The 6,516-nt window shown below is 64.6% G+C and carries 5 protein-coding genes and 1 pseudogene; 5 read left to right on the forward strand and 1 reads right to left on the reverse strand.

Annotated features, from left to right (window positions below; genetic code table 11):
* Window positions 1-203 (reverse strand): annotated as a pseudogene (locus tag GOOTI_RS26530) (hypothetical protein); the annotation flags it as partial.
* Between GOOTI_RS26530 and lepA the strand changes: the two are divergent.
* The 5 genes from lepA to GOOTI_RS17845 all read left to right on the forward strand — a co-directional run.
* The gene (lepA, locus tag GOOTI_RS17825; RefSeq protein ID WP_007240012.1) at window positions 118-2,001 is read left to right on the forward strand and encodes a translation elongation factor 4; all 1,884 of its coding nucleotides are present in this window, start codon (window positions 118-120) and stop codon (window positions 1,999-2,001) included. The pseudogene GOOTI_RS26530 and the gene lepA overlap by 86 nt on opposite strands.
* Window positions 2,002-2,005: 4 nt before the next feature.
* A complete protein-coding gene (locus GOOTI_RS17830) occupies window positions 2,006-4,069 on the forward strand; it encodes a M3 family metallopeptidase (RefSeq protein WP_007240013.1) in 2,064 nt (687 codons plus the stop codon).
* Between the two features lie 59 nt (window positions 4,070-4,128).
* Complete coding sequence (locus GOOTI_RS17835) at window positions 4,129-5,043, forward strand: cation diffusion facilitator family transporter (RefSeq protein WP_007240014.1); 915 nt, start codon at window positions 4,129-4,131, stop codon at window positions 5,041-5,043.
* A gap of 213 nt (window positions 5,044-5,256) precedes the next feature.
* Entirely contained in the window at window positions 5,257-5,457 is a 201-nt protein-coding gene (locus tag GOOTI_RS17840) for a hypothetical protein (RefSeq protein WP_007240015.1), read from the forward strand.
* Between the two features lie 202 nt (window positions 5,458-5,659).
* Window positions 5,660-6,516, forward strand: an 857-nt coding sequence (locus tag GOOTI_RS17845) for an extracellular solute-binding protein (protein ID WP_007240016.1), incomplete at its 3' end; no start/stop codon positions are given.

Below are 6,516 nucleotides of genomic sequence, written 5' to 3' on the forward strand. Positions count from 1 at the left end.
CTCGACGCCGACAGAGCCGCCGTCAGACGAGCGCCGACAACCCGGCCGCGACCCGTCGACGGCGAGCCGTGAGAAACTGGATTCGACGACCACACCCGCATCGCACCCCGAGCATCGGTGCGTACCTGTAGGAGCAGTTCGATTCCCACCTTCGCCGACACCACGTTCACCGATCCCGCACGGATTCGGAACTTCTGCATCATCGCGCACATCGACCACGGCAAATCGACGCTGGCCGACCGGATGTTGCAGCTCACGGGCGTGGTCGAGGAGCGACAGATGCGCGCTCAGTACCTCGACCGCATGGACATCGAGCGTGAGCGCGGGATCACCATCAAGGCGCAGAACGTGCGGCTGCCCTGGAAGTCGGACGGCCCCGACGGACCGCAGACCGACTACGTGCTGCACCTCATCGACACCCCCGGCCACGTCGACTTCACCTACGAGGTATCGCGCGCACTCGAAGCCTGCGAGGGTGCTGTTCTGCTGGTCGACGCCGCGCAGGGCATCGAGGCTCAAACCCTCGCCAATCTGTACCTGGCGATGGACAAAGACCTCACCATCATCCCGGTGCTGAACAAGATCGACCTTCCTGCTGCCGACCCGGACCGCTACGCGAACGAGATTGCACACATCATCGGCTGCGAGCCAGACGACGTGCTCCGTGTGTCGGGCAAGACGGGTGCAGGAGTCCCCGAACTGCTCGACGAGGTCATCAAGCAGGTGCCCGCACCTCAGGGCGACCCCGACGCCCCGGCACGTGCCATGATCTTCGACTCCGTCTACGACACCTACCGAGGCGTCGTCACCTACGTCCGCGTCGTCGACGGCAAGATCGTCCCGCGCGAGAAGATCGCCATGATGTCGACCGGGGCGACCCACGAGTTGCTCGAGGTGGGCATCGTGTCCCCGGAACCGAAGCCGACCAAGGGACTCGGCGTCGGCGAGGTCGGCTACCTCATCACCGGCGTGAAGGACGTCCGGCAGTCGAAGGTCGGCGACACCGTGACCACTGCGCGCAACGGCGCCACGGAACCGTTGACCGGCTACCGCGAACCGCGCCCGATGGTCTATTCGGGCCTCTACCCGGTCGACGGCTCCGACTATCCGGTGCTGCGTGACGCACTCGACAAGCTGCAACTCAACGACGCCGCGCTCACCTACGAACCGGAGACCTCGGTCGCCCTCGGATTCGGCTTCCGCTGCGGGTTCCTCGGTCTACTGCACATGGAGATCACCAGGGAGCGTCTCGAGCGCGAGTTCGATCTGAACCTGATCTCCACGGCGCCCAACGTCGTCTACCGCGTCGTCATGGAGGACGGTAGCGAGCAGATCGTCACCAACCCGTCCGACTGGCCCGAGGGCAAGGCGCGCCACATCTACGAGCCGATCGTGAAGACGACGATCATCGCGCCCAGTGAGTTCATCGGGGCGATCATGGAGCTGTGCCAGTCCCGTCGCGGCGAGCTCGGCGGGATGGACTATCTCTCCGAGACGCGCGTGGAGATGCGCTACACCATGCCGATGGCCGAGATCATCTTCGACTTCTTCGATTCGTTGAAGTCGCGCACCCGCGGATACGCGAGCCTCGATTACGAGGAGGCCGGCGAGCAGGAAGCCGATCTGGTCAAGGTCGACATCCTGTTGCAGGGCGAGGCGGTCGACGCGTTCAGCGCGATCGTGCACCGCGACGCGGCATTCACCTACGGCAACAAGATGGCCACCAAGCTCAAGGAGCTCATCCCGCGTCAGCAGTTCGAGGTGCCGATCCAGGCTGCCATCGGATCGAAGATCATTGCGCGCGAGAACATCCGGGCGATCCGCAAGGACGTCCTCGCGAAGTGCTACGGCGGCGACATCAGTCGTAAGCGCAAGCTCCTCGAGAAGCAGAAGGAAGGCAAGAAGCGGATGAAGACCATCGGCCGTGTCGACGTTCCGCAAGAGGCATTCGTCGCCGCCCTCTCCACCGATTCGGCGGGCGACAAACCGAAGGGTAAGTGAGGTCATGGGTACAAGCGACGTGAATCCCGCTCTCGCACACAGCGATCTGCCACACGGTTTGCCGGACTTCGCGTCGATCTCCGACGACGACTTTCTGCCCGCTTTTCGCGAGGCCATGAGTTCGCAGCGCGCCGAAGTCGAGAAGATCGCCGACGATCCGGACGCGCCGACATTCGCCAACACCATCGAGGCGTTGGAACTGTCCGGACGCGACCTGGCCCGCGCATCCGGCATCTTCTTCAACCTGGTCGGCCCTGACACCAACCCGAAGCGCAACGAGATCTCCCAGGAACTCTCGACGCTGCTCACCGACCACGCAAACGCCATTGCGATGAATCCCCGTCTCTTCGCGCGTATTTCGACGCTGCACGCTCACGCCGACGACCTCGACCTCACCGAGCCGCAGCGCCGTCTGCTCGATTCGCGGTACCGCGAGGCGATCCGGGCGGGCGCCGGCCTCGACGACGCAGGTCAGGAGGAGATGCGCACCATCTCGTCGCGGCTGGCGTATCTGACGACCACCTTCTCGCAGATGGTCCTCGACGACACCAACGACTCGGCGGTGCTGGTTTCCGACGAGGCCGACGTGCAGGGCATGTCACGAGGCGCGATCGCGTCCGCCCGACGCGCAGCGGCCGACGCAGGCCACGATTCCGGATACCTTGTGAGCCTTGAACTCCCGACGAGCCAGTCCGTGGTGAGTGAACTCCACGACGCCGCGACGCGCCGTCGAGTATTCGATGCCTCGGTCGGACGGTGCTCGCGCGGCAACGAGTTCGACACGCGCGAGACCGTCCTCGAGATCGTCAGGCTGCGCGCGCGGCGAGCCGAGCTGCTGGGGTACCGCGATCACGCCGAGTACGTCATCGCCGAGCAGACCGCCCCCGATCCGGCAGCGGTCGACGATTTGCTCGGTGAGTTGGTCACCGCCGCCATGCGAGCAGGTAGCACCGAACTGGCTTCCCTGACCGAATTCGCGCACGCGGACGATCCCGACGCCGAGATCACCGCTTCTGATTACACCTATTGGCTTGCCCGACAACGTAAGTCGTCGTCGGAGATCGATCTCGACGGTTTCGCCGACTACTGCGAACTCGACACCGTGATCACCGACGGCGTGTTCTACGCGGCGGGACAGTTGTACGGGTTGAGCTTCCGGGAGCGCGCCGACCTCCACGCCTACCATCCAGACGTCCGGATCTGGGAGGTGTTCGACGAGCGTGGCACCAGCATCGGGCTGTTCCTGGGTGACTACTTCGCGCGGCCCTCCAAGCGCGGTGGGGCGTGGATGAACAACATCGTCGATCAATCCACCGTGCTCTCGGCGCAACCGATCATCGTGAACGTGCTCAACGTGCCCAAGCCAGACGAGGGCTCGCCCGCGCTGCTCAGCATCGACCAGCTCACGACGTTGTTCCACGAATTCGGTCACGCGCTACACGGTTTGCTCTCGACGGTCGACTATCCGTCGCAATCGGGTACCTCGGTACCGCGCGATTTCGTCGAATTCCCGTCGCAGGTCAACGAGATGTGGGCGTTGCACCCCGATGTCCTCGCCCATTACGCGAGGCATCACGAGACCGGCGCCCCTATTCCGTCGGAACTCGCCGACGCGGCCCGCGCCAACGCCGGCGCCGACACGGCGCACGGCACCATCGAGTACCTCGCAGCCTCGGTGCTCGACCTCGCCTGGCATCGGCTGTCCACCGCACAGGCCGACGACATCGACGACGTCGAGGCATTCGAAGCCGACGCGTTGCGCGAAGCCGGCATCGGCACGGAGCTCATTCCTCCGCGATATCGCACGGCGTACTTCAACCACATCTTCGGGGGCGGCTACTCGGCCGGCTACTACTCCTACATCTGGTCGGAGGTTCTCGATGCCGAGACCGAGCAGTGGTTCCTCGCCGAGGGCGGGCTACGCCGAGAGAACGGGAAGAGGTTCGCGGACTCGACGTTGTCGCGCGGCGACAGTGTCGATCCGCTTGCCGCGCACGAGAAGTTGATCGGACGCAAGCCGGAGGTCGAACCGCTGATGCGTCGCCGCGGGCTGGTTGCTGCGAGCTGAGCCCGACTGCACAGCGCGGTTGGTGCGATGGAGCGTCGACTTCGTGGTGAGATGAGGTAATGGCAACCGCATCGTCGGGGAGTCGGCCCGACCTCACTCGCTACGCATTCCTCAGTATCGCCACGGCGATCGTGGTGATCGTGATGAAGCTGATTGCCTGGCGCGTCAGCGGCTCGGTGGGCCTGCTGTCGGACGCACTGGAGTCGTTGGTCAATCTCGTGGCGGCTGTCGCAGCCTTCGTCGCATTGCGAGTCGTCGCCAAACCCGCGGATGCCGAACACAATTTCGGCCACGCGAAGGCAGAGTACTTCTCGGCGGTGTTCGAGGGAGTACTGATCGTCGCCGCCGCGATCGCGATCATCGTCGCCGCCGTCGATCGCCTCCTGCATCCCGCCGAGTTGGAATCGGTCGGACTCGGTCTCGCGATCTCGGTCGCCGCAACCGTTCTCAACGGAGTCGTCGCCGTCGTCCTGCTTCGTGCCGGTAAGCGTCATCGGTCGATGACACTCGAGGCCGACGGCAAGCATCTGCTCACCGACGTCTGGACCACGATCGGAGTGATCGTGGGTGTGTTCCTGGTCGCGGTCACGGGATGGCTGCCGCTGGACTCGATCGTGGCGATCCTCGTCGCCGTCAACATCCTCGTCGTCGGTGGTCGCCTCATCTGGCGTTCGGGTGACGGCCTACTCGACGCGGCCCTACCCGCCGACGATCTCGCCACGGTCAATCAGGTGCTCGATCGATTCCGCTCGGACGAGGTGCTTTTCCACGATCTGCGCACGCGGGAAGCAGGCCACGAGCGGTTCGTGCAGATGCACATGCTCGTTCCGGGCGCGTGGTCGGTCGAGCGCGGCCACGACCTGGCAGAGCGCGTCGAGGACGAGTTACACGCCGAACTCGATCATCTGCGTGTCAGCATTCACATGGAGCCAATCGGCGATCCGCGCGCGTACGAGTCGTGGCGGCTGGACTGAGAGATGGGCGCCGACGGCCGGCTGGTCGTCGCGGTGAGCTGACGGGAGCGGCCGGTAGCCGAGTAAACGTTTTCGATACCATGGAGAGGCCGCTGGTTCGCGGCATTCGAGCTCATCACGGTGTTCGAACCCCGGTGATCGTCGACTCGGCACGGAATTCGAATCACACTGAACAAAACTCGGCAGAGTCCGGGCCGGAACGAGGTGACAGGCATGGACAGCTTCCTCGCATGGTGGGATTCCGTCGAGGAGTGGCTGACAGGACTGTCGTTCGTCCCGCAGCTCCTGGTCACTCTCGTGGTGGTGATCCCTGTCGCCATCGGTATCGCGCTGGTCCTGAATGTGCTGGTGGAAGCCGTGATGACCGTGTTCGATCGTCGACGGTTCGCCGACGACGACGGAAAGGGGCTGTGACCGCGGTGATCAAGTCACGGGTGACCTGGGCGCTGATCGCGCTCGTCGTTCTCGTCGTCCTGGCCTGGCTGCTCACACGCTGAGTCGTCAACCACCACCGATGAACCGTCGTTCTCGTCTTTGGGGCATGCGCTCGGCGTTGCTAGCGTGATTCTGCTCCGGCCGCGAAGTCCCGCATGCCGGGAACCGTGGTGGAGGATTCGTGAGTCCAAGTCTGGCCCGCAAGAGGCGTGCCCCGATTGTGGCGTGCCTGCTGGCGCTGACCGTCGCACTGGTCGCCGGTTGTGGTGGCGGCTCGACGGACACGCCCGACGGTGTCGACATCTCGAGCGGCAGTCGTCACCTCGACCTCGTCGCGTATGCGACGCCCAAGCCGGGATTCGACAAGGTCATTCCCGCTTTTCGCGCGACCACCGAGGGCAGCGACATCGGCTTCTCCGCGTCGTATGGCGCATCGGGCGACCAGTCACGCAAGGTTGCACGGCACGTGCCCGCCGACGTGGTCAATTTCTCGGTCGAACCCGACGTGACGCGCCTGGTCAAGGCAGGACTCGTCGACGAGGACTGGAAGAAGGCCGAACCGCACAACAGCATCCCGTTCGGGTCTGTCGTCGCTCTCGTGGTGCGGAAGGGCAATCCGAAGAACATCCACGACTGGGACGACCTCCTCAAGCCCGGCGTTCAGGTGATCACCCCGGACCCCGGGAGTTCGGGGTCGGCGAAGTGGAACCTTCTCGCACCCTACGCAGCGAAGAGCGAGGGCGGAGCCAACCCGCAGGCGGGCCTCGACTACGTCAGCGAGCTGGTGCGCGACCACGTCGCCGTGCGTCCCAAGTCCGGACGCGAGGCCACGACGACCTTCCAGCAGGGCCAGGGCGACGTGCTGATCAGCTACGAGAACGAAGCGATCATGCTGCAGCGCAAGAACGCCGGTGCTGCGCAGAGCGCACAGGTCGAGTACCTGATTCCCCCGCAGACGTTCAAGATCGAGAATCCCGTCGCGGTCGTGAACACATCGAAGGATCTGCCCGCTGCCAAGGCGTTCGTCGACTACCTGTT

It is taken from the genome of Gordonia otitidis NBRC 100426 (genome assembly GCF_000248075.1).
GTDB lineage: Bacteria > Actinomycetota > Actinomycetes > Mycobacteriales > Mycobacteriaceae > Gordonia > Gordonia otitidis.

Coding starts and splice junctions, on each gene's coding strand:
- GOOTI_RS17830 (WP_007240013.1), top strand. CDS start 2,006: ATGGGTACAAGCGACGTGAATCCCGCTCTCGCACACAGCGATCTGCCA.
- GOOTI_RS17840 (WP_007240015.1), top strand. CDS start 5,257: ATGGACAGCTTCCTCGCATGGTGGGATTCCGTCGAGGAGTGGCTGACA.
- GOOTI_RS17835 (WP_007240014.1), top strand. CDS start 4,129: ATGGCAACCGCATCGTCGGGGAGTCGGCCCGACCTCACTCGCTACGCA.